Raw genomic sequence first — 22,938 nt, 5'->3', positions numbered from 1 at the left:
TATATTACTACTGACACTAACCATTTCGTCAATTGCTAATTTATGGACACTACTTCATTACAGCACTAACAACAATATCAATAGTAAGTATTACAGCACGGATGATATTTACTATATTAAATATGCAACCTCCCTATGGAATAAGAAAGAAAATGGAACATTAGAAGATCAAGATCGATACGTAAGTAAGATTACGTTTCCAGATAAGGTATGTTTTAGCTTTGAGTTGAAACCAGGATCGATCGGCGGGGTGCCAATTTACTGCTTCAGTGAAAAAACTAAGCATTTGACAGCTAAGATGGATGATGTTGAGTAATTTGTGACGGGCCACAATGGTTTTTGTTGATTCTGAATTAATGGATAAAATACCGAATTAGCGAGATGAATTGTCAATATGATTCAGCCGGGCGGCGGACGCGGCAGAGCTGGAATGACGGTTTCTATGTGACGACCGACTATGACGTGACGGGCAATGTGACGGCGATCCGGGAGAATGGCGCGGTCAGCGGCGTTGGGGTGCTGGCGAGTTATGGCTATGACGATCTCGGGCGCAGGATCAGCCTGACGCGAGGCAATGGGGGTAGCATCGATGACCAGATCAGGAACGGGCGCTCGTTCGGCTCTTGCATTTGCCAATGCCCACGAAGTTCAATTTAAAAATCCGTATAATTCTCATGGATACGTTCAACAATTGGGCCGTTCTAATGGCAGGGGATGCAAAACTTAGCTCAATGTCTGTCAAAAACTGGCGGAGGTTGCCATGAGCAATAAATGTCTTTCGGTTCTGAATAAATGACCAAGAAAACCATTATCCGATATAGCTTATTTTTGGCGCTCGCTTTATTGGGCGGATGCTCAGATAGTGACGTTAGCTCTCTGGAAATTGTTAACAACTCAACCAGATCCATAAAGAATGTCTACGTAAATAACCAAGGTAGAAAATGGATTCTTGGAAACATTAATCCCGGAAATACAGCAAAATTTTCCGAACGGCTTAACGGAGAAGGTAGCGCCTCCGTTTTTTGGACAGAAAATAATAAAGAATACTCATCCAGCCTATGCTATTTTTCAAAAAATTTCCCTGCCAAAGGAAAGATGTTAATTGCAAATGGTAAGGCTGAATACCAATGCGGTAACGATATTTCTTGACCAATGGCTATTGATATCAATGTGACGCCCATCAACACTCCGACTGGAATAAATCTACCTGAAAAACGTTTCGGTATCTCTACTCCAGGGGCAGGTAATAGCCAGAAGTGGAGCGTGACAAGTGCCAAGACCCTATGTAACGATTATGCTTATTTCCATATCTGGTGTAACGATGTCTTGCGCAGCCGCATCAAACAAATGGCAAGGCGATAATGCCATTGTAAAATGGCGCAGCTCCGCCATCGTCACTCAAGAGGCTTGTGACCGTAAAAATCGATTAAAGTTGCACCTTGATAAGGAACAGTCTTTCAGCCGCGCTTCAGTTTCTGAAAAATTGATTAAGATGGGTTTTGATCTCGATCACAGAATATACAGGGATCATCCTGCAAGTTGTCAAATAACAGCCGATTTGACAGGCAGCAGGCAATTATTCGTTTCTAGACTGATCAAAGGCACTGGCGGATATACTGAGTCGTACTTTGTCTTATTTCGAAATGGAGATTTGGTTAGCGTGGAAGATAGATCGGTATACCCTCCTCCAGCCTTCTAATGCAAATAACTCCTCCCACCTCTAGTTACCCAGTTGCGGGCGCCCCCCTTTCCAGCGATGCTGTGCAGATGAATCGACTTGTCGCGATCTTATATAGCATCGCAATAGCGGGGATCGCCCTGCTCTTTGGGCGCATGGCGCTTGATGGATGTATCTATCTTTATGAAGAAAACGCTGGAGGTCAGGTCGCCCTTGCCGTCACGGGTTGGCTAATCTCAACGCTGGGCCCGATCGCATTGTCGGTGTGCGTCTGGCTAATGGTCCGACGACTGAAAGCGCGATGGCTGGTACATCTAATTTTCATTCCGACAAGCTTCGTAACTTTCAGAGACGGAGCGTCCCTGTTCTTTTACGGAGCCGGAGTGTCGGGTGAAAATTCACCTGAAGGCTATGCGCTGTTGATGGCTAGCGCGTTTATGCTGCTAACGCTTCTCGTCCACGCGGCTGCGCTCATCGTGGAGGCTTACAAGAAGGTCATGCATCGTTCGCCATCCCGATAACCGGACGCGGAGACAGGGAGGCCAGCCGCTTGCGCCCCACCGCGCGGCTAGTTCGGCAAATACAACTCGCATGCCGCTCGCCCCTAGATTTCCTTCCCCGGCCGGCGCGACAGGCCCACATCAAGGTGCGCGCCCGCATCGAGCAACATGGTCTCGCCGGTAATCACCCGGCTCGCGGGGTCGAGCAGCATGACGATCGGCCCGGCGATATCGTCCGGCCCTGCCGCGATCGCCATCGGTGTCTTCGATGCGATTTGCGCGTTGAGCGCGGCGAACCCCGCTTCGCCCAGGCGCTTCTCGAACCAGCCGGTGCCGACATAGCCCGGCGCGACCGCGTTGACGCGGATCGCGGGGGCGAGCGAGCGGGCGAGGCTTTTGGTCATCGTCGTCAGCGCCCCCTTTGACGCAGCATAGGCGACCGACGATCCGTTGCCGAACACCCCGGCGACCGAGGCGACATTCACCACGGAGCTGTGCGGCCCGTCCTTCATCGCCGCGGCGCAGGCGCGGATCATCTGGAACGGCGCGATCGTGTTGAGCCGATAGATGTCGATGAAATCCTCGGCCGACAGCGCGTCGAGATCCTCATGGTTGGCGAACTTGGTACGCCCCGAATTATTGACCAGGAAATCGATCCGCCCGAATGCCGCGACCGCCGATGCGGCCAGCGCGCGGCAAGCGGCATCCTCGACGATGTCGCCCTGTACCGCGATCGCCCCCTGCCCGACTTCGGCGGCCAGCGCCTCGGCATCGTCGCGGCTCGAGGCATAGTTGATCACGCACTGGACGCCACGTTCGGCCAGCCGCCGCACGACCGCCGCACCGATCCCCGTCCCGCCACCGGTGACGATCGCGACCGAGCCCTGCATGGCGCCGCTCATGCCCCCACTCATGCCCCCACTCATGCCTGTGCACTCGGGCGCGCCGAGGCATTGTCGTGCCAGTCGCGCAGCGCTTCCAGTTCGACCGGCATCGATATGCCGACAAAGCCGGCAAAATCGATCGTCGTCAGCAACACGATATCGGCCATCGAATATCCCTTCCCATCGAGCCATTCGCGCCCCTTCAGGGCGTGGTCGAATTCCGCCATCGCTGCCAGAACGCGCGGCCGCTGGCTCTCGCCAAATTCGGTATATTGCGGCTTCACGACGCGCGCGGTGAACGGGTGGGTATGCGCCCACACCATGCCGAGCGGGACCATCAGCCGCATCTCGATCCGCCTCGTCCACATATCGACATCGGCCACACCCTTCGGACCGACCCCGAACATTGGCGGATCGGGATGCATCGCCTCGAAGAAACGGCAGATCGACACGCTTTCGGTGATCACGCCACCATCGTCGAGCCGCAGCGCCGGGATCTGGCCAAGCGGATTGACCGCGCGGAAAGCCTCGCTCTTATGCTCCCCCTTGATGATCGAGAGTATCTCGGTGGGAACGCTCAACCCCTTCTCGGCGAGGTAGATGCGTACTCGGCGCGGATTGGGCGCCGGATTGACGGCGTCGTAGAAAAGCATTGTCCCTCACCCCAGAATCGTATCGGCGGATTCGTTTTTCGAACGCTGCGTATGGCATTTCCATCGCCCTTGGCCTAGCGGATCGAACATTGGGAACCTGGAGAGATCATGACCGCCGCCACCATGCTCGAGAGTGACTTCGCTACTCTGCCCGACCTGATCCGCGCCCATGCCACCGAACGAGGCGACCGGCTCGCGCTCGCCGAAGCCGGCGGAGAACTCGACTATGCCGGGCTCGATGCGCTGATGGACCGCGTCGCCGCGGCCCTGCAGCGCGACGGCGTCAAGCAGGGCGATTCGGTTGCGATCGTCGCGGCCGCGTCGATCGAATATGCCGCCGTGTTCCTCGGCGCGCTGCGCGCCGGCTGCGTCGCGACACCGCTCGCTCCCTCAGCGACGGGCGAGGCGATCGTCGCAATGATCATCGATTGCGGTGCGCCCATCACCTTTATCGACGCCGATGCCGCGACCACGCTCGCCGGTCAGCGCATCCCGGGCAAATTGGTGCATCTGAAGTCGCTCGGCACCTGGCTCGCCCCCGAAGGCGCCACGCCCGATCCGGTGACGATCGCGCCCGAAGACGGCTTCAACATCATCTATTCCTCGGGCACCACCGGCACACCCAAGGGCATCGTGCAGAGCCACACGATGCGCTGGGCGCATATCGCGCGAAACTCGGCCGCCGGTTTTGGCGATGCGGTGACGATGATCGCGACGCCACTCTATTCGAACACCACTTTGGTCAGCTTCCTGCCCACGCTGGGCTGGGGTGGCACTGCGGCGCTGATGAAGAAATTCGATGCGCGCGGCTATCTGCAACTCGCCGAACGCCACCACGCGACCCACACCATGCTGGTGCCGGTGCAGTATCAGCGGCTGATGGCGCTGCCCGATTTCGATAGCTTCGATCTGTCGAGCTTCCGCTTCAAGACCTGCACCAGCGCGCCTTTCTCGCCCGCGCTCAAGGCCGACATCCTCAAGCGCTGGCCCGGCCTGCTGGTCGAATATTATGGCATGACCGAGGGCGGCGCGTCGACCGCGCTGATCGCGACCATGTTCCCCGACAAGCTCCACACCGTCGGCCAGCCGCTGCCCGGCCATGAGATCCGCCTGATCGACGATGACGGCAATGAAGTCGCACCCGGCGAGATGGGTGAAGTGGTCGGCCGCTCGCCAACCATGATGACCGGCTATCACGGCCGCAAGGAGGCATCGGAGGCAGCGGAATGGTTCGACGCCGAGGGCAATCGCTATATCCGCCACGGCGATGTCGGACGCCTCGACGAGGATGGCTTCCTGATCCTGATGGACCGGAAGAAGGACCTGATCATCTCGGGCGGGTTCAACATCTATCCGACCGACCTGGAGGCAGTGCTGTCGCAGCATCCGGCGGTCGCCGATTGCAGCGTGATCGGCGTGCCGTCCGAGGCATGGGGGGAGACGCCGGTGGGCTTTTATGTGCCGCACACCGGGGTTGATGCGAGCGTCGAGGAGATCCGCGAGTGGACCAATGCGCAGCTCGGCAAGACGCAGCGGCTGGCCGAACTCCATGCGATCGATGAATTGCCGCGCAGCGCGATCGGCAAGGTGCTGAAACGCGAATTGCGCGACCGGCTGGCGGCCAGCGCAGCATGATTCCGATCGTCGATATCCTGGCGGCAGCGACGCCGATCGAGGATGGTTTCCGCGTCACGATCCCGGCGGGCTGGCTGCAGGGACGGACTGCCTATGGCGGCCTGTCGAGCGCACTCGCCCTGCACGCCGCGCAAGCCTGCGAACCCGATTTGCCGCCGCTCCGCTCCGCGCTGGTCGCATTCATCGGCCCCTTGTCGGGCGAGGTCACCGTTACCGCGACCAAACTGCGCCGGGGGCGCAACGCGGCGTTCATCCAGGCCGATATCGCGTCCGACGCCGGGCTCGGCTACCGTGCAACCTTCGTGTTCATGTCGGACCAGGAATCGCGCATAGAGCTCGAAGGCGGCCTCGCCACCACATTGCGTCCGCCGGCACCCGACACAAAGCTGTATACCGGACCGGAAGAGTTCTTCACGGGCAACTTCAACTTCTTCGACTTGAAGGATGAGGCCAAGGGCGAAGCGGAATGGCTACGCTGGGCGCGGCTGCGCGCCTATGACGGGCTCGACCCGATGGTGCAGGTGATGGCGCTGGCCGACGCGCTCCCGCCCGCTGCGTTCAAGTTGCTCGGCAAGACCCCAGCCCCGATCAGTTCGCTGACCTGGATCGTCAACCTGCTGACCCCGACGCCGGCAACGACCGACGGCTGGTGGCTGCTCTCGGCCAAATCGGACCATGCCCGCAATGGCTGTTCGAGCCAGACCATGACGATGTGGAATGCCGACGGGATGCCGATCGCACAGGGGGCGCAGAGCGTGGCGATCTTCGCCTAGGGTATCACGCCGCTTCCTGAGGTTCCTTCGGTTCGAGCGAGGTCGAAAAACGAGGCGCAGTGTTTATGGCGTGTTTCTCGACTTCGCTCGAAACCAACGGAAAGCAGATTCCAGGTCGGTGGCGGCAGTGATCACCGCAAGTTCCAGATCACGTTGCGAATGAATGTCTGAGTTGGGACCGCCACGCCATTGACGCGCTTCGGCGTGTACCGGCCCGTCTTCATGGCGATCCGGCAGGTATGCTCGTCCAGCGACACGAAACCGCTCGAGGCGGTTACCCTGCAGGCGGTTGGTTTTCCAGTCGCATCCACGTCGAGCTGGATCGACACACGACCCTCGGCGTGCTCTTTGCGCGCTTCCTTCGGATAGGAAGCCAGTGGAAACCAGTCTCCCGGATCCGTGCGCGGTTTCAGGGGGATGACCTTGTCGTCCGCCGGCGGCGCAGATTGAGCCAGCGACATGATGAATATCAACGCAAACATGCTGTTCCCCCAAATAATGGTCCGGTGACGCGATTATCCCATCACGTCTTATTCTGCGAGCCATGACGAACGCGCCGCCTGCGACAATTTGCGACAATTCTCCGCCATGCTGACACAGCGTCGCGACACACGCGGTGCACTACACGGTCCAGGGCGCGGATGACCCGGTCTGAGGTAGCGAGGGAATTGTCATGAAGAAGCTGCTGATTGCGGCCGCACTTGCCAGCACAGCGCTGGCCGGCGTCGCCATCGCAAACCCGCCTGGCCAGGCCGGGCGGGGCGCGGGCATGATGCGCGCCGACACCGATAATGACGGCACCGTTTCACGCGCCGAATATATGGCGCAGGCTGAGGCGCGCTTCGCCCGAATGGATGCGAATGGCGACGGCCAGATCGCCGGGGATGAAATGCGCCGCCCGGGCCGTATGGCCGCAGCGGGTGGCGACGCCGCCGCGCCGATCACCAAGGCCGCCTATCTGGCCAGGGCCGCCGAACGCTTCGCCAGGATGGACACCAACGGCGACGGCAAGATTTCAGCAGACGAGATGCAGGCCATGCGCGATGCTATGAGCGCGCGCCGCGGAGCCATGAACGGCCAGCCAGCGACACCGGGCACCGCCATAGGCGGTCCGCGCGGCGATCATCGGGCGAAGATGCTCCAACGCATCGATACCAATGGCGACGGCCGGATCAGCCGCGATGAGATGCGGGTGCAGGACGACAAGCGCTTCGCCAAACTCGACGCCAATGGTGACGGCTTCATCGACCAGGGCGAGATGGAGGCGGGTCGCGACAAGATGAAAGCGATGCGTGGCAAGTGGCGCGGCGGTGCCGGCACAGTGCCGGCGTCGCCCTCCGGTGCCGACGCGCCCAAACCAGATACCGGCCAATAATCCCCCCTTGGCCGGTTGCCGGGCGGGCAGCCACTCCTCATTCTGCTGTCCGCCCGGCGCTTTCACTTGAGAATTATCATGCTAAGTCCCGAACTGATGGGAGACACGCCGCACCTGCTGCTCGTCGATGATGAGCGCTCGATCCGCGAACCGCTCGCGCAATATATGACCAAACAGGGTTTCCGCGTGACTCAGGCCGGCGACGCCGAAGCCGCCCGCACGCGCATGACCGCCTATGCCATCGACCTGGTCATTCTCGACATCATGATGCCGGGCGAAGACGGCCTCAGCCTGTGCCGACATATCCGCGAGACCAGCGATACACCCGTCATCCTGCTCACGGCGCGCAGCGAAGAGACCGACCGCATCGTCGGCCTGGAAATGGGCGCCGACGACTATGTTGTGAAGCCCTTCTCACCGCGCGAGCTTTCCGCTCGCGTGAAAGTCATTCTTCGCCGTGCCGCCGCCGGAGGCACGCGCCAGCATGCGCCGGACAGCGGGTCGTTCGCCTTTGCCGGATGGGTGCTGAAGTCGGGCGAGCGCGCGTTGATCGACCGTGAAGGCGTGTCAGTGCCGCTTTCGACCGGCGAATATAACCTGCTCCTCGCGCTGGTGACGCGCCCGCGCCAGATGCTGACGCGCGACCAGCTGCTCGATTTGACCCAGGGGCGCGAGGCCGCCGCGTTCGATCGTGCAATCGACAATCAGGTCAGCCGGTTGCGGCGCAAAATCGAACTCGACGCGAAGAACCCGGACCTGATCAAAACGGTCTGGGGCGGCGGCTACACGCTGGCGGCCGAAGTCACGCGATTGTGAAGCGGCTCCGGCTCTGGCCGCACAGCCTGTCGGGCCAGATCGCACTCCTTGTCGCGATCGGCCTGTTCGTCGCCCAGGCAATCAATTTCGCCATGCTGCTCGAAGGTCGCCGGCAGTTGCGGCTGCAGCTGGTCATCGGCCCGGCCGTGGCGCGTTTCGTCGATGCGAGCGAGCGGCTCAATCTCGGCCCGTTGCGCCCGGACGAGCGGCTGCGCGGCGGTGTCCGGCTCGCGGCCCAACCGCCGGCACCCGACTCTGGTCCGCATGTCAGCGATGTGGAGCACAATATGAAGGAAGCGCTGACCGACGCCGGTTTTCACTTCCGCAACCTCACCACCAGCCTCCGGCCGGTCGACCCGAACGATCCGGATCTCGACCGCTTCGGCCCGCGCCGTGCCAGCCGCTTCGCACGCATGGGCGGCGAGCTGGTCATTGCGGTGGAGCAACCCGGCCGCGGCTGGCTGGTGCTGAGCACGCCGTGGCAACGCAGCGAAGCGCCATTGTTCTGGTCGCTGATCGCCCAGACGCTGATCCTGTACGGCATCGTGCTGTTGCCGGTACTCTGGATCGGGCGACGCATCTCGCGCCCGTTGCGATTGCTGGCGGTGGCCGCGCGCGCCTTCAAGCCTGGCGAAATCGATGTGCCGATTGAACCGCGTGGGCCGCAGGACGTGCGCGACGTGATCGCCGCATTCAACGCGCTGCGGCTCCGCGTCACGGCGATGCTCGACGAAAAGGATCGCATGCTCGGCGCGATCGGGCACGATTTGCGCACACCACTGGCCGCGCTGCGCGTGCGGATCGAGTCGGTCGAAGACGATACCGACCGCAGCAAGATGGCCGACACGATCGAGGAAATGAATCGCACGCTCGACGATATATTGTCGCTGGCGCGGCTCGGGCGTCCGTCAGAACCACTGACCGAAGTCGATCTCGCGGCACTGGTCGATGCGGTGGTGGAGGATTTCCGCGATCTCGATCATGATGTGACCTTCGCCGAAATGCCGCGTCTGCAGATGCGGCTGCGTCCCTCGCTGATGCGCCGCGCAGTCCGCAACCTGATCGAGAATGCGGTCAAATATGGCGTAAGCGCAAATGTCAGCGTGGTCGGCGAAGCGCATCAAGTGCGGATCGTCGTCGCCGACCAGGGGCCGGGTATTCCCGAAAACCGGCTGACCGACGTGTTCGACCCGTTCACCCGGCTGGAGACATCGCGCAACAAGGAAACGGGCGGAATCGGCCTTGGCCTGGCCCTGGCCTGCGCGATCGTGCGCGATGCGGGCGGCGATATCCGACTGGAGAATCGCCACGAGGGCGGGCTCGACGCAATCATCGTGTTACCACGCTAGATGGCGACGCGCTCCCTCCCCTGGTGGCGTGGCGCGGTGATCTATCAGGTCTATCCGCGCAGCTTCGCGGACTCCAATGCCGATGGCATCGGCGACCTGCCCGGTATCACCCGCCATCTCGATCATATCGCTTCGCTCGGTATCGATGCGGTGTGGCTGTCGCCGTTCTTCACCTCGCCGATGGCCGATTTCGGCTATGACGTGTCGGATTACCGCAATGTCGATCCGGTGTTCGGCACACTCGCCCAATTCGACGTGCTGATCGCACAGGCGCACGCGCTGGGCCTGAAGATCATCATCGACCAGGTCTATTCGCATAGCTCGAACCAGCATGCCTGGTTCCAGGAAAGCCGTGCCGACCGAACGAACGCGCGCGCCGACTGGTATGTCTGGTCAGACGCGAAAGCCGATGGGTCGCCGCCGAACAACTGGCAGTCGGTGTTCGGCGGTCCAGCCTGGACCTGGGACGCGCGGCGCGGCCAATATTATCTGCACAACTTCCTCAGCGAACAGCCGCAACTCAATCAGCACAACCCAGCAGTACAGGACGCAACGCTGGAGATCGCCCGATTCTGGCTTGATCGCGGCGTGGACGGCTTCCGCATCGATGCGATCAACTTTGCGATGCACGATCCCGCACTGACCGACAATCCGCCGGCGACCGACACCGGTCGGCGCACGCGACCGTTCGATTATCAGCAGCACCGCCACAATCAGAGTCAGCCGGAAATCCCGCTACTGCTCGAACGGGTGCGCGCAGTGATCGACAGCTATGATGGCGACCGCTTCACCGTGGCGGAGGTCGCAGGGCCGTCACCGGAAGCGGAGATGCATGCCTTTACGTCGGGCGAGAAGCGGCTGAGCAGCGCATACGGCTTCAACTTCCTCTACGCCCCTGCCCTGACCCCAGCGCTGGTACGCGACGCGCTTGCCGAATGGCCTGATGCGCCGGGCATTGGCTGGCCTAGCTGGGCGTTCGAGAATCATGACGCCCCCCGCGCCCTGTCGCGCTGGGCAGCCCCTGAGCATCACAATGCATTCGCGCAAATGAAGATGGCGCTGCTGCTGTGCCTGCGCGGTAATATCTTTCTCTATCAGGGCGAGGAATTGGGCCTGACTCAGGTCGAGATCGCATTCGAGGATCTGCGCGACCCCGAGGCGATCGCCAACTGGCCCCTGACGCTGTCGCGCGACGGCGTGCGCACGCCGATGCCGTGGCGCGCCGATGCGCCGCATGCTGGATTCTCGGTTGCGAGACCATGGCTGCCGCTGGGCCCGGACCATGCTGCACTGGCGGTGGATCGGCAGGAACGCGACCCTCTATCCCTGCTCCACGTCACCCGCCGGCTGATCGCGCTGCGCCATGCCAATCCGGCGCTGATGACCGGCAGCCTGACAATCCTCGAAGCATCCGACGCGATCCTTGCCTTCGAGCGTGCGACACCGGAGCAGCGCCTGCTGTGCGTGTTCAACCTCTCGGCCGACGTCATGGACTGGAATCCCGCGACGCCGCGCTCGTGGCGCACGATCGATGGTGTCGGGCAAGTCGATGGCTGGCGCCTCGGCGGCTTCGCGGCGGTGATCGCGGAATGGGCCGGATAAAGGCCCGTCACGCGATCAGTCCAGCGCCTGCTCCGTGATGCGGACATGCGCATCGGTCAGGTGGAAGCCGTAGCGCTCGATATCATCGAGACACTCATCCACCTCGACGCCGGGCATAGCCTCGCCCCGGATCATCTCGACCGACTTGAATCCGGTCCAGGGCGCATAGCGCATGGGCAGATTATCGCCCGCCTCGTCAGCAGTGACCGCGAAGATCCGACCCGAGCTTCTAAAAAGATGGACGTTCATGGCGACTCTCCCAGAATCGAACGATTACAGCATCATAGTGGCAATTTCGCGGTGGAGAAAAGGGTTGGAGATCGCTATTTGGCAATCGCGCCCGGGCAGGATGGCGGCCATGCCTCACGGCCATTGATGTGCCAGACGAAGAACTCGCCGCTCCGGGATCCTTTCAGGTCGCGCGCGAACATCAACGAGCGGCCGCTCGGCGAGAACAGCGCTCCGATCTCCGACCCCGTGGCGTTGATCGCCGCGCCAAGCCTGACGCGCTTCGACCATCCGCTCCGTGTCGCCCGGCTGAGATACAGGCCGTCGCTTGCCATCAGGATCATCGAGCGGCCATCGGGCGCGGGCAATGCCTCATATTCGTCGCCGGGGCCATTGAGCGCCGGTCCGGCATTTTCGACTTTCCAGCCGCGCGAGCCATTGCGGCGCGCGCGCCAGATGTCGGTCTTGCCCAGACCACCCGGGCGATCGGATCCGAAATAGAGCCAGCCATCCTTGCCGATGCGCGGAAACCATTCATTGCCGGTGGAATTGACCGGCGCAGGCAGACGCTCGGGCACGCCCCAACGCCCTTGCGCGTCACGTCCGACACGCCAGACGTCCAGATCCTTGCGACGCACGCCATCGGTCGAACGGGTCGAAATGAACCACAGGCCTCGCCCGCCACGCTCGAACCAGGGATCGGCCTCGACTCCATCCCCGGCAAATGGCGCGTCGATTGGTTGCGTCCAGCCCATTGGCGAGCAGCGACTGGTAAGGATGCGCCAGCCGGAGAAGTCCGGGGCGCTGCGCACGAAGAACAGGGCACCGGTCACCGGATCGAAAGCGGCATGGGATTCGAAACGGCCCGACGCGATTCCGACCGGTGTCCACGGCTCCACATCGTCGCGCGATGCTGCCGGCTGACTGATCAGCGCAGCGGCCAGAAGCATGAAGCGAAGCGGCACCATCACCCGGATATACTCCCTGTCCGAAGCCGGTGAAAGCCGGCAGCAACACAGTCGGCCAGCCGTTTCACGATCGCACCGGTTGGGTCGGGTCCGGGGTCGAACCGCCTCCCCCTTTCGGAACCGGATTTTGAGGTTCCCGAAAGCGCTCGAAGCTCCTCCGCAGGCTCTTTTTGGATAACACTGAAGCAGCGCGGTTCCTGGCGGCGACACGCCTCCACCGCCACAATTATTACGGTGCTGTCGATGGCCATCCGTCCGCCGCTTCGAACGTTGGGTCTACTCAGAAGGTCCTGCGGATTGCTTGCGGCGGGACACCAAAGGCTCGAACAAAGGCGTTACGCATCCGATCGGCGCCGCCGAATCCGGTGGCGACCGCAATATGGACGATTGAATGGGTACCGCGCTCCACCCATTCTCGCGCGACTTCCAGGCGCATCTGCTCGACAGCCTTGGCCGGCGTCACGCCTGTTTCCATTTTGAACGCCCGCGAGAAATTGCGGGGACTCATATTTGCCTGTCCGGCCAGTCGCTCGACATGGAGCGGCTGATCGAGATGCTCGCGTATCCATCCAAGCAGCGGGGCGAAGCGGCCATCAGTGTGGCTGACCTTCAAAAGCGTTGAGAATTGCGACTGACCGCCGGGCCGGCGATAGTAGACGACCAGTTCCTGGGCGATCCGCCTGGCCATATCCTCACCAACATCCTCAGTGACGAAGGCAAGAGCCAGATCCATGCCGGCACTGACTCCTGCGGATGTCCACAATGATCCGTCACGGATCCAGATACTATCAGCGTCAACGCTCAGTCCTGGGTAGCGCCGGGCAAGTTCCGTGGCGAACCGCCAATGTGTCGTCACCCGCTTGTCCTGCAGCAACCCCAAGGACGCCAGAACGAATGCGCCCGTGCAAATGCTGCCGACCCTGTGTCCCGATCTTGCGTGCGCGACCAGAAAATCCACTACGGATGGTTCGACCGCAGCGTTTAGCGCGCCAAGACCGCCGCAGACGAGTGCGGTATCGATAATACCGGCTTCTTCCGGTCGCATCGTTTCGAGAATTGCGCCGCCGGAACTGCGGATAGCACCACCCGCAGCCGACAAGAGGCAGATTTCGTACACTGGACGGCCCTCGATAATGGCCGACTCAAAGACAGCCATCGGACCAGCCGCATCGAGCAATTGATAATCCGGAAAAAGCAGCAGGCCGACACGATGGAGCATGTCTGTTTTTAACGGATCCACGTCATTTATGCCATCCGATCGATCGGCCAATGTGCATCGGAGGCGGACCGGCAGCGGCTTTCGGATGTGCGTTGTCGGTCCAAGGGACGATAGAACCATGATCGATAGACGAACGCTGCTGGCCATGTTTACCGCGGGAGCAGCCCTGGCGCCCGCTGGCACAGTATCCGCTGCGCAACCCTATGACTGGCATGAAGCATTCGCCCGTTTGCCCGACGTGAAGATGCACGGCGATGAGCAGATCGCCATGTTGATCTATCCCGGCTTCACGGCGCTCGACCTTGTCGGCCCCTATCACTTCCTTTCCGGGATGATGGGCGCAAAGGTGCACCTTGTTACCAACGGGTCCGATCTTCGGCCTGTGGCCAGTGACATGGGCTTGGCGATCGTGCCGACCCTGACCTTGGAGGCGTGCCCGCAAAATCTGACATTGTTGTTTACGCCCGGTGGAACGGACGGAACGCTGGCTGCCGCGCGGGACTCACGCACGATCGGTTTCCTTCGCGACAGGGCGAGCCGCGCGGATTATGTCACCAGCGTTTGCACCGGGGCACTGATCCTCGGCGCGGCGGGGCTGCTGGCCGGAAAGCGGGCGACTTCCCATTGGTCGGTGCGCGCGCTGCTTGATCAATTTGGAGCGACACCCGTCGATGCACGCGTGGTCCAGGATGGCAAGGTGATCACCGGCGCCGGCGTGTCAGCGGGTCTCGATTTCGGACTGTCGCTCGTCTCGAAACTAAGAGGGCAGCCCTATGCGGCAGCCTCCATGCTGACGGCTGAATATCATCCCGATCCGCCGTTCCTGGGTGGCACACTCGCGACCACACCGCCCCCGATCGGGCGAGCCATGACGGGCTTGTTTGATGAATTCGTGGCCGAGGTACGGAAATTGCGCTGCCAGCCCCCAACTGGCGGGATGCCCTTAAGCCCTTACCTGGGAAGTAATCGCTTCGAACCTACGCAGTAATTATCAGGAACTCGTTCGAAAGGAAAATGACAATGAGCAGCCCAAAATTGATCGCCGACCGCTATCTTGCCTTGTGGAACGAGACCGATGACCAGCAGCGCCGCGACATGCTGGCTGAGCAGTGGACACCGGACGCGCGCTATGTCGATCCGATGATGGCCGGCACTGGCCATGACGGTATTGCAACCATGATCCAAAATGCCCGGATGCAGTTTGCTGGTCATGGCTTCACTCTGGTCGGTGCGCCTGATGGTCATGGCGACCGCGTTCGTTTTTCGTGGTCCCTCGCCCCGGTGGGCGGAGCCGCGATTGCGGCGGGTACAGACATCGTGCGTCTCGATTCCGAAGGCCGGGTTGCGGACGTTGTCGGGTTTCTCGACGGGGTGGAGACATGACCGCGCCCCTTGTCACAGCTGCCGAAGGACATCAGTTGTTGGTACGCGACTGGGGAAGGGCCAGCCCGTCGTGCTGCTCTCCGACTGGGAGATGGATACCGAATTTGGGGTGAGACGATGGTCGCGCTCGGTGAGGCCGGCGTGACGATCGGCGTCCGGTCATCTGCCGGACTAAACAACCTGTGTCGCCCGGCCAACAGCCGATAGCCATATCTGTCTACCGGGTCGGTTGTCTCGTTGTGGAGACTAAGTTCGCCTGAAGATGGTGCGGGCGGTGGGAATCGAACCCACACTCCTCTCGGAACCGGATTTTGAGTCCGGCGCGTCTACCAATTCCACCACGCCCGCATGCCAAAATGGCGGTTTTGCGTGGCCTGGTCGATCACGCAGCCATGCAATATTTGCCCTCTACCCCTCCGGTGGGGGAGGGTGTGGGGGATAGATTATTGGCGGCTTTCTGCGAGTTTTGGCCCGCTGTCAACCCGTAGCGCCCCACCTTGACGAGTGCTTCCTCTAGGTTCTGAGGACGCACATGTGCGTACCGAAGGGTGGTTTCGATACACTTGTGGCCCATCCACTCCTTGATGACAAAGATGTTTATTCCTGCGTCGACCATACGTGTAGCCCTGGTGTGGCGGCATGCATGGAACACGAAGTCTTCATCATCCAACAGGCCCAGATGCTCCCGTGCCCGCCCCACCACGATCGCAGGTTGCGTTCGGTTGGCGGCGGGCGTCGAGATCGGCCAACCCGGCAAAACCTACCGTCGCATCCGCCTCACCTCGGGATATGGAAAGATGGTGATCCTAGTCAACGACGGCGCCCTGCCCTGGCCCTGCGGGCACGACCTGACAGGATATGCTGTACCCCGACCTGGCCGCTACCCTGGCCAACGCGGCGCGCTCGGGCATCACGAGCAAGACAACGAGAAAATAATTTCACTGAAGGGTGACCCGCTCTGCACTCCCAGCGAATAAGAGACCATGCGCTCCAACCTCATCTCGAGATTCATTTTGAAACCCTCACCGGGCGCGGCGCGGCATGGCGATGACCGGCCATCACTCGCAGCGCCGGACGAATGGGGCGGGTTGATGGTTGCCACCCAGAATGGGCACGGCGGCGCTTATCGTCGAATGCTTGGCGAAATCTCGGACTGGCTCCACCGCTATTTCCAACGTCGCCTGCCTCATGGTGATGTCGATGATGCCGTGCAGGAGACGTTGCTCGCAATCCATCGGAGGCGTCATACTTACGACCCACAATATCCCTTGCGGCCTTGGCTTGCGGCGATCGCCAAGCGCAAATGGATCGACCAACTTCGCATCCTGGGGCGCCGCGTAACCGAAGAACTATCGGACGATCTATCGGTCGGTGATCACGAAACATCGGTCATTAGTGCCTCGGTCCTTGCCAGCCTCCTTGAAGAGCTTCGACCGGCGCAGGCGCAAGCCATCATGCTGGTCAAGGTGCAAGGATACAGCATCGCGGACGCGTCCCGCGAGACGGGTCATTCCCTATCCGCCGTGAAAATGAACATCCATCGCGGGCTCGCCCGTCTGACGACATTCATAGAGAAGACCCATGATGTTGAATGACGGCCTGATCCTGGCTCTGTCGGCCGATCTCGTTCCTGTCCGCCGCCGTCGCGTGCGGCGCGAAGCTGCCCTGCTACTCGCCCTCGGTGCGGCCGAACTCGCCCTGCTCCTCGGACTGGGGTTGATGCGGCCGGACATGGGGCGGATGATCGCGTCCCCCTACATGCTGTGGAAGTTGGGCAGCCTCGCGATGCTGGCCGGTGTCGGTTGCACGGTCGCGATCCGGTCCTTTTCGCCAATAGCCTGGCCTCGCCGCGGCTTGACGGTCGCTTTTGCCCTGGCAATTGCGGCGATGATTGGAGGCATGCTTGTCGCGCCCAGCAGCGAAAGCGGCCATACGCTTCTCGATCGCCTCGCTCCGGTTCATGGCGTTCTCTGCGCAGTCTCGATCGTGGTCCTGTCGATGCCGATGATGGCACTGCTGGCCGTCCTGATGCGGGGCGCCGCACCCACGCATCCGGAAAGTAGCGCGCTCGCTGCAGGCTTTGCCGCAGGCGCCAGCGGCGCATTCGTCTTCGCTTTCTGCTGCCCGATCAACGACCCGCTCTACATCGTGGTCTGGTATTCCGCAGGATGTGCTGCGGTAGCGGCCACGGCACGATGGCTTCTGCCCAGGCGCTTCCGCTTGTAGCTCTTCTCTTCGCGGCGGCTTCTGACGGGCTGCGACACCGGCGACCTTCAACCCATCACCAGGACCGCCCGGGTTCCAGGATCGGACACGCGCGCCTTCATCATCACGAAAAGGAAATCGCTATGACAACGCCCGCCAACAACACCGGATCGAACCGGAACTGGCTCAAGACCTATTATTTCCTCCGCTTTGCGGTCTCGGCGGTGTGGGTCATCCTGGCCTTCACGGTTGCCAAGAGCGTGCCGCTGCTCTCGGCAGTCATGCTCGTCGCCTATCCTGCTTGGGATGCGATCGCGAATTACCTGGACGCCAGCCGCAGCGGCGGCCTCGGCCAAAACAAGAGCCAGATGCTGAACTTCATCGTCAGTGTCGTAACGGCGATCGCCGTCGGTCTGGCTCTCGGCCGTGGCATGCATGCAGTTCTACAGATATTCGGCGTGTGGGCCGCGCTGGCTGGTCTGTTCCAGCTCGTCACGGGTGTCAGGCGTTGGAAGTCGTATGGCGCACAATGGGTGATGATCCTCAGCGGCGCCCAGTCCGGTCTCGCGGCTATCTATATGCTCAAAAAGGCCGGTGACGCCATGCCCGTCAGCATCGCCGACATCGCTCCCTATGCCGCCTTTGGCGCCTTCTACTTTCTCGTTTCAGCTGTCTGGCTGACTGTTGGCGACGCCCGTCGCGGCTCGAAGACCGTCGCGATCCAGTAGTCCGCCGATTATTTCCCGCAGGCAATCCTGCCGCGGCGGCGCGAAGACCAGCTTGGAGTTTGCGCCATTGATCGTTCCGGGGGAAATGGCGTTCACCGTGATCCCATCGCCCCACCACGAGGCTTAGCGATGCCGCGCAAGGGTCTCCTTGAGCAACGCGATCGCCTTGACGTCAGTAGCATTCGTCTCGGAGATGGAGACTTTCACATAGTCCTTCCCGTTGACCGCACCCGCAGCCCAACCGCCCATCTCCTTGACCACATAACCATCGGTTCCAATACCGGGAACCTTGCGAAATCCGTCTGCCAGGCTCGGGGTTTCGGCGTAGCGCGCCGGTGCGATCGTGACCATCACGTCACCTTCACCGACCTTGACCGTCCACTGGCAGGCAAGGCCCGTACCAGCATTGGTACCGGAATTGAGCGGCGCGCCGGAATAAGCTTCCAACTCGCCAGGCGTGAACAGCTTGCAGATCGGGTTGTCCGCGGCCGCGCTCTTGGCGTCTCCCGTCAGGGCATCGGCGGTTTTCTGAGCGTCTTTGGGAACCCCGCCGTCGCACGCGGACAGGAGCAAAGTTGCAATGGTGAGCATGACGATCCGATTCATCTTTCTCTCCCTGATATTCTTATAAATCCTGGGCTATTCGAAGTGCCGTTACCGTGGACAATTCGCCGTGTTTGCGACCTAAGGCCGAATCCGCTGCGACAAGTGTCTGCTCAGAAGTTGAAGCATAGCCCAGCGTTGATCATGAAGCTACGCAGCCGCGATCGGTCGTCGATATCATTCGCCTGCTTCACACGATCCCAGCGTTGCGCATGGTCGAAACGCTCCCATGGACTTCATTCGAACGATCAAACGAACTCGGCACATCACAACTTCGACATTCGTGAGATATATTGTGCCTCAACCCTTCAATCCGACGGAAACGCCGGCTTCGCAAACTGGATCAATTCCCGCGCTTGGGCGGAAAACCATTGACCCGCGGCGGGCAAGTTGGCGCCTCGCTCCGGGTCGGTCGGTCCCGATGTACCTCGAAAACACAGTCCATCCGACGCACCGGGCGTCTTGATCCACAAAAAGGCGTCGATGTAGCGATTTTTGGCGTCCAGAGTGGGGCGTTGGCCCAGCCCGCGCGCCGGTGGGTTGCACCATATTTCGGCATCCGCATATTTGCCTCGCGGAGGCTGCCAGGAGCCAATGCCGTTGCGGCTCGTATCGATGATCGCATGCTTCTGGCCCCAGGGGTCGCGCCTTAACCCGAGTCCCTGGAACAACCGATCATACGCTTCATCCGTCTGCCGCCACGTCGAGTCGTTACTGAAAGTGGCGGGGGAATATTGGCTGGGGCAGTTCTCGGCCAGGTAGCCACCCTTCATGACCAGCGCCAGACAATCGCTTAGCCAGCGAGCATATTTCGTGACGCGCATGTCGCTTTCGAAATTCGATACGTTGAGGAAGAAGCCGTCCGCTTTGGCGACGTTTGCGCGGACAAGGCGGCTGACTGCTTCACCCGGGACGAGCCAGCTGCTGGTGGTCCCATCCAGATAAATCTTCGCATTGCGACGCACCGACAGTATCTCGACAGCAGCGCGCAACTGCGCGAAACGAGCTTCCGATATCGTGGCGAGATCGACATCCTTCGGTCGGCAATTTTCCAGTTCGCCGCGCATGGTCCTGTGCCAGGGAATGACGCCCAGACTGTCCGGTTCGAGGACGATGATCGCCCGGTCGTCGCCGATGCCGGCAGCGAATCCCTTGATCCACGCAAGATAGGCATCGCCACTCGCCGCGCCCCCTGCCGAATAGAGCGCACAATCGCGCCATGGGATATTGTAGGCAACCAGCACGGGAACCGCCCCGGCTGCGGCGGCCCGCTTCACCAGGCCGCGAACCTTCTGCTCCACGTCGACCGGCGTTCCATCCGTGAACCAGGTCGCCGAAGGAACTTTCGCCAAATTCAGGGCGTCGACCTTCGCCTGATCCTCGAGAAGGGTGGCGGATTGCGCTGTAAAGCTGTCTGGATTGACGTAGATTTGCCCGTCTTGAGCGAGATCACGTCTTGCGAGAGCGGGCGCACTTAGCCCCACGACAAGAAGGGCAACCGCAAGCCCGCACCTCAAGCTGGCCCAAGCTGACAATTGCATCCTGCCCCCCCAAAACATGCCGGCCATCAACCTGATGGCCGGCTTCCCAAAGTGTCTTCAATACCGAGCCTGATCAACAACCTGTCGCCTTAATTCGAGGCGGGGGCTGCGATCGACCTCTCTTAGAAATTCACGCGTACACGCGCGCCATAGCTGCGAGCGTCGTTGAGGAATCGGATATTGAGCGCTGGTCCAACCAGCGCTTTCTGCGAGACTTCCTCATCGAAAAAGTTGCTCGCCCACGCTTCAAGTCGGAAATTCCTGACGGTGTAGCCAATGCCGAGATTGAGTGTGACATATCCCTTTTGTCGATCGGGGAAACCAGCTGCCAACGCGGTCTGCCTCGTGCCGTTCAGGAATACGATATCGTCCTCGTTGAATTGCGTGAGATAGTAAGAGGAACGGTAGGTCAGCAGCGCCTGCCAGTCGAGACGGCCAGGACCAGCATCGAACCATTGCGAAAGATGCGCGCTGGCATTGATCTTCGACGCGAGCGGCAAGCGGTTGCCGACAAGGCTGATGAGCGGCGCATTACCGCCGGCGCTGTTGTCCGTCCCGCGTGCGTCGGCCACAACCCCGCGGGTGATTTTCGTATCAAGATAGGCGATATTCAGATCGAGCGCGTAATGGGCCGGCAGCTTGAGCCGCAGTTCGGCCTCTGCGCCATAGATACGTGACGCGCCGATGTTGCGGTTGACCAGGGAGTAGCCGTTACACACCGGCGGATTCTGCGTCTTATCGAGGTTGATGCAGGTCAAGTCCTGAAAGACCTCGCCGGTATAGTCGTAGTAGAAGCCAGTGAGGTTGAAGATCGTTTTTCGCCCGAACAGGTTGAAGCTGTTCCGGCTACCAACTTCATAGACGAGCAGCTTTTCAGGCCGGTAGGTTTCAGGAATCGTCGATCCGTTGAAGCTGTCGTTGAATCCGCCCGCCTTGTGGCCGGTGGACGCCTTCGCATACAACATGTTGCGGTCGCTCAAGTCATATTCGACCCCGAGACGCCAGTCGACGAAGTTGAACTGTGAGCTGCCAACCTGCTGGCCGGGAATGGTCAGATTGACGAAGCTGAACCCGCCATTCTTGTCCGACGGATTATTGACCGGGCATTGCACGAAGCCGTTGTTGAGGTCGGGCCGCTGGATGCAGGTGCCGTTGGGATTGGTCCCGTTGGCGATCGCTCCGATCTGACCGATCAGCGTATCGCGCACCCCCGGGGTCTTGATGCCCTGAATCAGGAACTGCGCCATTTGCTGCGGCGTGGTGAGACCAGTGACATTGAAATTGGGACGGTCGAGCAGATTTGGGCGGAAGCCTTCGGTGCCCACCCGGGTCCCGAAACAACAGGAATAATCTTCGCCACCGAGCGTCAGCGCCCAGTTGCCGCCGATGCCATAGCGCGACTTCTTTTCATCGGTATAGCGGATGCCAGCAATGATACGCAGCCGGTGAGTCAGGTCATACGTTCCATCGCCGTAGAAAGCGTAACTCTGTCCCTTGACGTCGGGCATCGTGAATTCGGTGCCTGAATAGCAGCAATACCCCCGGTCTGCGAGCGCCAGGTAGCCGACCTGCTGCAATTCCTTGAAATAGAAGCCGCCAACGTTCCAGCGGAATCGCTGATCGTTGTTGGCAAACAGCCGCGCTTCGTAAACCTGGCTCTTCGACTTGGTCTGCCAGAAATTTCCGGAGAAATTATCATATTGTTCGGTGGACAGATTGCGGCCCGGATAATCAATGCCGTCGCTCGAGGCGTTGACCTGGTAGAAATCGACCGAGCGATAGCTCCCCGTCACCTCGCCGGAAAAGGCACCAAAATCATAGTTGATCTTGCCCTGCACGCCCCAGAGCTCGTTGCGCATGTCGCCCTGTAATCCACGATAGACGACATCCTTGAGATGGAGTTGGTCGGGGGTCAGGCCGGTCGCGATCACCGCGCTATAAATGTTGGCCCCAGGATAGCCGGTGCCGGTTTCTTTCCCGTAATCGCCAATCACCGAGACCGAGAGGCGATCGTCAGGCTGCCACAGCAAGGAGAGACGGCCGGCATAATTCTCTTCGAGGCCGGCCGGCTTCAGGCTGCTCGCGGGAGCCCCGGTCGATACGTTTTTGAACCCATAATCCTTGTTGACGTAATAACCGGCGGCGCGCACCGCGATGGTGTCGCCCAGCGGGATGTTGACGGCCCCTTCGGCGCCATAGGACGACCGGTTGCCATATTCGGCTTGCATATAGCCGCTATACTGGCCGAGCCGCGGCTTAGCGGTGATGATGTTCAACGTGCCGGCTAGCGCATTGCGCCCATACAGCGTGCCTTGCGGCCCCTTGTTCACTTCAACGCGTTCAAGGTCATAGAACATCACGCCCAAGCCGCGCGGACGGGGAATGTAGGTGCCGTTGAGATGCGGCGCCGCACCGGGATCTCCGAGTTCGGTATTGTTGGCCGAACCAACGCCTCGGATGAAGATTTCGATATTGCCTTCCTGATTGGCGATACTGAGGCCCGGCACTGCGACCTGTAGCTGGCGCAATTCCGTGATGCCGTCCTTGCGGAGTTGCTCCGCGTCGAGCGCCTGGACGACGCCCGATACACTCTGCAGATTCTGTTCGCGACGGTTGGCGGTGACGATGATGTCGGCGTCGTCTTTTACGCCGGTGGCTGCGGCCTTGTTTGTGGTGCCGGTCCGAGGCTGATCGGCCGTCATATCCTGTGCATGAGCAGGCACCGCCGCAACAGTGCACATCAGCATGGTGAGCATGGCGCTCGCAAACGTTCCCCTGGTCATTTTCTTCCTCCCTTT

General features: G+C 60.7%; 25 protein-coding genes and 1 tRNA gene. 15 read left to right on the top strand and 11 right to left on the bottom strand.

Annotated elements, in window-relative coordinates; all coding sequences use genetic code 11:
• Window positions 1-381: 381 nt before the first annotated feature.
• From OO12_RS19090 to OO12_RS19085, 4 genes are all read left to right on the top strand, one after another.
• Window positions 382-657: an RHS repeat domain-containing protein gene (locus OO12_RS19090; protein WP_034160288.1), complete on the top strand. Its 276-nt coding sequence runs from the start codon at window positions 382-384 to the stop codon at window positions 655-657.
• Between the two features lie 135 nt (window positions 658-792).
• A complete protein-coding gene (locus tag OO12_RS28185; RefSeq protein ID WP_152616527.1) occupies window positions 793-1,149 on the top strand; it encodes a hypothetical protein in 357 nt (118 codons plus the stop codon).
• Window positions 1,150-1,152: 3 nt separating this feature from the next.
• A complete protein-coding gene (locus tag OO12_RS28690; protein ID WP_160296849.1) occupies window positions 1,153-1,362 on the top strand; it encodes a hypothetical protein in 210 nt (69 codons plus the stop codon).
• Window positions 1,363-1,767: 405 nt separating this feature from the next.
• On the top strand, window positions 1,768-2,199 hold the full coding sequence (locus OO12_RS19085) for a hypothetical protein (RefSeq protein WP_034160287.1): 432 nt from the start codon (window positions 1,768-1,770) through the stop codon (window positions 2,197-2,199).
• A gap of 83 nt (window positions 2,200-2,282) precedes the next feature.
• Here the strand turns inward: OO12_RS19085 and OO12_RS19080 are convergent, their stop codons facing one another.
• Entirely contained in the window at window positions 2,283-3,080 is a 798-nt protein-coding gene (locus tag OO12_RS19080) for an SDR family NAD(P)-dependent oxidoreductase (protein WP_052216055.1), read from the bottom strand.
• A 20-nt stretch (window positions 3,081-3,100) separates the two neighbouring features.
• Complete coding sequence (locus tag OO12_RS19075) at window positions 3,101-3,715, bottom strand: glutathione S-transferase family protein (protein ID WP_034160286.1); 615 nt, start codon at window positions 3,713-3,715, stop codon at window positions 3,101-3,103.
• Window positions 3,716-3,823: 108 nt separating this feature from the next.
• Here OO12_RS19075 and OO12_RS19070 point away from each other — a divergent pair, with 108 nt between their 5' ends.
• Window positions 3,824-5,350, top strand: a complete 1,527-nt coding sequence (locus tag OO12_RS19070) for a class I adenylate-forming enzyme family protein (protein ID WP_034160285.1) — start codon at window positions 3,824-3,826, stop codon at window positions 5,348-5,350.
• Window positions 5,347-6,123, top strand: coding sequence for a thioesterase family protein (locus OO12_RS19065; RefSeq protein ID WP_034160284.1), 777 nt, complete (start codon window positions 5,347-5,349; stop codon window positions 6,121-6,123). The genes OO12_RS19070 and OO12_RS19065 overlap by 4 nt, the downstream gene beginning before the upstream one ends.
• 131 nt (window positions 6,124-6,254) lie before the next feature.
• Here OO12_RS19065 and OO12_RS19060 read toward each other — a convergent pair whose 3' ends face one another.
• Window positions 6,255-6,605 carry an energy transducer TonB gene (locus OO12_RS19060; protein WP_052216054.1) on the bottom strand — a complete coding sequence of 117 codons (351 nt, stop codon included), beginning with the start codon at window positions 6,603-6,605 and terminating at the stop codon, window positions 6,255-6,257.
• A gap of 191 nt (window positions 6,606-6,796) precedes the next feature.
• Between OO12_RS19060 and OO12_RS27075 the strand changes: the two genes are divergently transcribed.
• The 4 genes from OO12_RS27075 to OO12_RS28170 all read left to right on the top strand — a co-directional run bounded on the left by OO12_RS27075 (window position 6,797) and on the right by OO12_RS28170 (window position 11,265).
• Window positions 6,797-7,498, top strand: coding sequence for an EF-hand domain-containing protein (locus OO12_RS27075; protein ID WP_052216053.1), 702 nt, complete (start codon window positions 6,797-6,799; stop codon window positions 7,496-7,498).
• A gap of 96 nt (window positions 7,499-7,594) precedes the next feature.
• Window positions 7,595-8,314 (top strand): response regulator, encoded by a 720-nt coding sequence (locus tag OO12_RS19050; protein ID WP_034160283.1) that lies wholly within the window; start codon window positions 7,595-7,597, stop codon window positions 8,312-8,314.
• Window positions 8,311-9,663 carry a sensor histidine kinase gene (locus OO12_RS28175; RefSeq protein ID WP_034160282.1) on the top strand — a complete coding sequence of 451 codons (1,353 nt, stop codon included), beginning with the start codon at window positions 8,311-8,313 and terminating at the stop codon, window positions 9,661-9,663. The genes OO12_RS19050 and OO12_RS28175 overlap by 4 nt, the downstream gene beginning before the upstream one ends.
• Entirely contained in the window at window positions 9,664-11,265 is a 1,602-nt protein-coding gene (locus OO12_RS28170) for an alpha-glucosidase family protein (RefSeq protein WP_034160281.1), read from the top strand. It abuts the gene before it with no gap.
• Between the two features lie 15 nt (window positions 11,266-11,280).
• Here OO12_RS28170 and OO12_RS19035 read toward each other — a convergent pair whose 3' ends face one another.
• The 3 genes from OO12_RS19035 to OO12_RS19025 all read right to left on the bottom strand — a co-directional run bounded on the left by OO12_RS19035 (window position 11,281) and on the right by OO12_RS19025 (window position 13,731).
• Complete coding sequence (locus OO12_RS19035) at window positions 11,281-11,514, bottom strand: hypothetical protein (protein WP_034160280.1); 234 nt, start codon at window positions 11,512-11,514, stop codon at window positions 11,281-11,283.
• A gap of 74 nt (window positions 11,515-11,588) precedes the next feature.
• Window positions 11,589-12,461, bottom strand: coding sequence for a TolB family protein (locus OO12_RS19030; RefSeq protein WP_152616524.1), 873 nt, complete (start codon window positions 12,459-12,461; stop codon window positions 11,589-11,591).
• Between the two features lie 280 nt (window positions 12,462-12,741).
• Window positions 12,742-13,731: a GlxA family transcriptional regulator gene (locus OO12_RS19025; RefSeq protein WP_235364880.1), complete on the bottom strand. Its 990-nt coding sequence runs from the start codon at window positions 13,729-13,731 to the stop codon at window positions 12,742-12,744.
• A gap of 187 nt (window positions 13,732-13,918) precedes the next feature.
• On the opposite strand from OO12_RS19025, the gene OO12_RS19020 reads away from it, so the two are divergent.
• Together OO12_RS19020 and OO12_RS19015 are read left to right on the top strand one after the other, a co-directional pair.
• On the top strand, window positions 13,919-14,668 hold the full coding sequence (locus OO12_RS19020; protein WP_235364881.1) for a DJ-1/PfpI family protein: 750 nt from the start codon (window positions 13,919-13,921) through the stop codon (window positions 14,666-14,668).
• 32 nt (window positions 14,669-14,700) lie between these two features.
• Window positions 14,701-15,063 (top strand): nuclear transport factor 2 family protein, encoded by a 363-nt coding sequence (locus OO12_RS19015; RefSeq protein WP_034160278.1) that lies wholly within the window; start codon window positions 14,701-14,703, stop codon window positions 15,061-15,063.
• A gap of 263 nt (window positions 15,064-15,326) precedes the next feature.
• On the opposite strand, the gene OO12_RS19010 is transcribed toward OO12_RS19015, so the two are convergent.
• Window positions 15,327-15,411, bottom strand: a tRNA-Leu gene (locus OO12_RS19010).
• A 34-nt stretch (window positions 15,412-15,445) separates the two neighbouring features.
• Window positions 15,446-15,763 (bottom strand): tyrosine-type recombinase/integrase, encoded by a 318-nt coding sequence (locus OO12_RS29435; protein WP_034160277.1) that lies wholly within the window; start codon window positions 15,761-15,763, stop codon window positions 15,446-15,448.
• 283 nt (window positions 15,764-16,046) lie between these two features.
• Here OO12_RS29435 and OO12_RS19000 point away from each other — a divergent pair, with 283 nt between their 5' ends.
• The 3 genes from OO12_RS19000 to OO12_RS18990 all read left to right on the top strand — a co-directional run bounded on the left by OO12_RS19000 (window position 16,047) and on the right by OO12_RS18990 (window position 17,996).
• The gene (locus tag OO12_RS19000; protein WP_082006648.1) at window positions 16,047-16,658 is read left to right on the top strand and encodes a sigma-70 family RNA polymerase sigma factor; all 612 of its coding nucleotides are present in this window, start codon (window positions 16,047-16,049) and stop codon (window positions 16,656-16,658) included.
• Window positions 16,645-17,289: an NrsF family protein gene (locus tag OO12_RS18995; protein WP_235364879.1), complete on the top strand. Its 645-nt coding sequence runs from the start codon at window positions 16,645-16,647 to the stop codon at window positions 17,287-17,289. Before OO12_RS19000 ends, OO12_RS18995 begins: the two co-directional genes overlap by 14 nt.
• A gap of 122 nt (window positions 17,290-17,411) precedes the next feature.
• On the top strand, window positions 17,412-17,996 hold the full coding sequence (locus tag OO12_RS18990; protein ID WP_034160276.1) for a DUF308 domain-containing protein: 585 nt from the start codon (window positions 17,412-17,414) through the stop codon (window positions 17,994-17,996).
• Between the two features lie 123 nt (window positions 17,997-18,119).
• Here the strand turns inward: OO12_RS18990 and OO12_RS18985 are convergent, their stop codons facing one another.
• From OO12_RS18985 to OO12_RS18975, 3 genes are all read right to left on the bottom strand, one after another.
• A complete protein-coding gene (locus OO12_RS18985; RefSeq protein WP_034160275.1) occupies window positions 18,120-18,602 on the bottom strand; it encodes a hypothetical protein in 483 nt (160 codons plus the stop codon).
• Between the two features lie 305 nt (window positions 18,603-18,907).
• Entirely contained in the window at window positions 18,908-20,167 is a 1,260-nt protein-coding gene (locus OO12_RS18980; RefSeq protein ID WP_235364877.1) for a glycoside hydrolase family 6 protein, read from the bottom strand.
• A 95-nt stretch (window positions 20,168-20,262) separates the two neighbouring features.
• Window positions 20,263-22,923, bottom strand: a complete 2,661-nt coding sequence (locus OO12_RS18975) for a TonB-dependent receptor (protein ID WP_034160274.1) — start codon at window positions 22,921-22,923, stop codon at window positions 20,263-20,265.
• Window positions 22,924-22,938: the final 15 nt, after the last annotated feature.

This window comes from Sphingomonas sp. ERG5, from assembly GCF_000803065.1.
Lineage (GTDB): Bacteria > Pseudomonadota > Alphaproteobacteria > Sphingomonadales > Sphingomonadaceae > Sphingomonas.
This window is presented reverse-complemented; position numbering and strand designations above follow the sequence as displayed.

What these genes read in the sequence shown, in the direction of transcription:
- OO12_RS28185 (WP_152616527.1), top strand. Translation starts at nt 793, where the DNA reads ATGACCAAGAAAACCATTATCCGATATAGCTTATTTTTGGCGCTCGCT.
- OO12_RS19085 (WP_034160287.1), top strand. Translation starts at nt 1,768, where the DNA reads ATGAATCGACTTGTCGCGATCTTATATAGCATCGCAATAGCGGGGATC.
- OO12_RS19015 (WP_034160278.1), top strand. Translation starts at nt 14,701, where the DNA reads ATGAGCAGCCCAAAATTGATCGCCGACCGCTATCTTGCCTTGTGGAAC.
- OO12_RS19000 (WP_082006648.1), top strand. Translation starts at nt 16,047, where the DNA reads ATGCGCTCCAACCTCATCTCGAGATTCATTTTGAAACCCTCACCGGGC.
- OO12_RS18995 (WP_235364879.1), top strand. Translation starts at nt 16,645, where the DNA reads ATGATGTTGAATGACGGCCTGATCCTGGCTCTGTCGGCCGATCTCGTT.
- OO12_RS18975 (WP_034160274.1), bottom strand. Translation starts at nt 22,923, where the DNA reads ATGACCAGGGGAACGTTTGCGAGCGCCATGCTCACCATGCTGATGTGC.
- OO12_RS19030 (WP_152616524.1), bottom strand. Translation starts at nt 12,461, where the DNA reads ATGGTGCCGCTTCGCTTCATGCTTCTGGCCGCTGCGCTGATCAGTCAG.
- OO12_RS19060 (WP_052216054.1), bottom strand. Translation starts at nt 6,605, where the DNA reads ATGTTTGCGTTGATATTCATCATGTCGCTGGCTCAATCTGCGCCGCCG.
- OO12_RS28170 (WP_034160281.1), top strand. Translation starts at nt 9,664, where the DNA reads ATGGCGACGCGCTCCCTCCCCTGGTGGCGTGGCGCGGTGATCTATCAG.
- OO12_RS27075 (WP_052216053.1), top strand. Translation starts at nt 6,797, where the DNA reads ATGAAGAAGCTGCTGATTGCGGCCGCACTTGCCAGCACAGCGCTGGCC.
- OO12_RS19070 (WP_034160285.1), top strand. Translation starts at nt 3,824, where the DNA reads ATGACCGCCGCCACCATGCTCGAGAGTGACTTCGCTACTCTGCCCGAC.
- OO12_RS18985 (WP_034160275.1), bottom strand. Translation starts at nt 18,602, where the DNA reads ATGAATCGGATCGTCATGCTCACCATTGCAACTTTGCTCCTGTCCGCG.
- OO12_RS18980 (WP_235364877.1), bottom strand. Translation starts at nt 20,167, where the DNA reads ATGGCCGGCATGTTTTGGGGGGGCAGGATGCAATTGTCAGCTTGGGCC.
- OO12_RS18990 (WP_034160276.1), top strand. Translation starts at nt 17,412, where the DNA reads ATGACAACGCCCGCCAACAACACCGGATCGAACCGGAACTGGCTCAAG.
- OO12_RS19035 (WP_034160280.1), bottom strand. Translation starts at nt 11,514, where the DNA reads ATGAACGTCCATCTTTTTAGAAGCTCGGGTCGGATCTTCGCGGTCACT.
- OO12_RS19075 (WP_034160286.1), bottom strand. Translation starts at nt 3,715, where the DNA reads ATGCTTTTCTACGACGCCGTCAATCCGGCGCCCAATCCGCGCCGAGTA.
- OO12_RS19090 (WP_034160288.1), top strand. Translation starts at nt 382, where the DNA reads ATGAATTGTCAATATGATTCAGCCGGGCGGCGGACGCGGCAGAGCTGG.
- OO12_RS28690 (WP_160296849.1), top strand. Translation starts at nt 1,153, where the DNA reads ATGGCTATTGATATCAATGTGACGCCCATCAACACTCCGACTGGAATA.
- OO12_RS19050 (WP_034160283.1), top strand. Translation starts at nt 7,595, where the DNA reads ATGGGAGACACGCCGCACCTGCTGCTCGTCGATGATGAGCGCTCGATC.
- OO12_RS19080 (WP_052216055.1), bottom strand. Translation starts at nt 3,080, where the DNA reads ATGAGCGGCGCCATGCAGGGCTCGGTCGCGATCGTCACCGGTGGCGGG.
- OO12_RS19065 (WP_034160284.1), top strand. Translation starts at nt 5,347, where the DNA reads ATGATTCCGATCGTCGATATCCTGGCGGCAGCGACGCCGATCGAGGAT.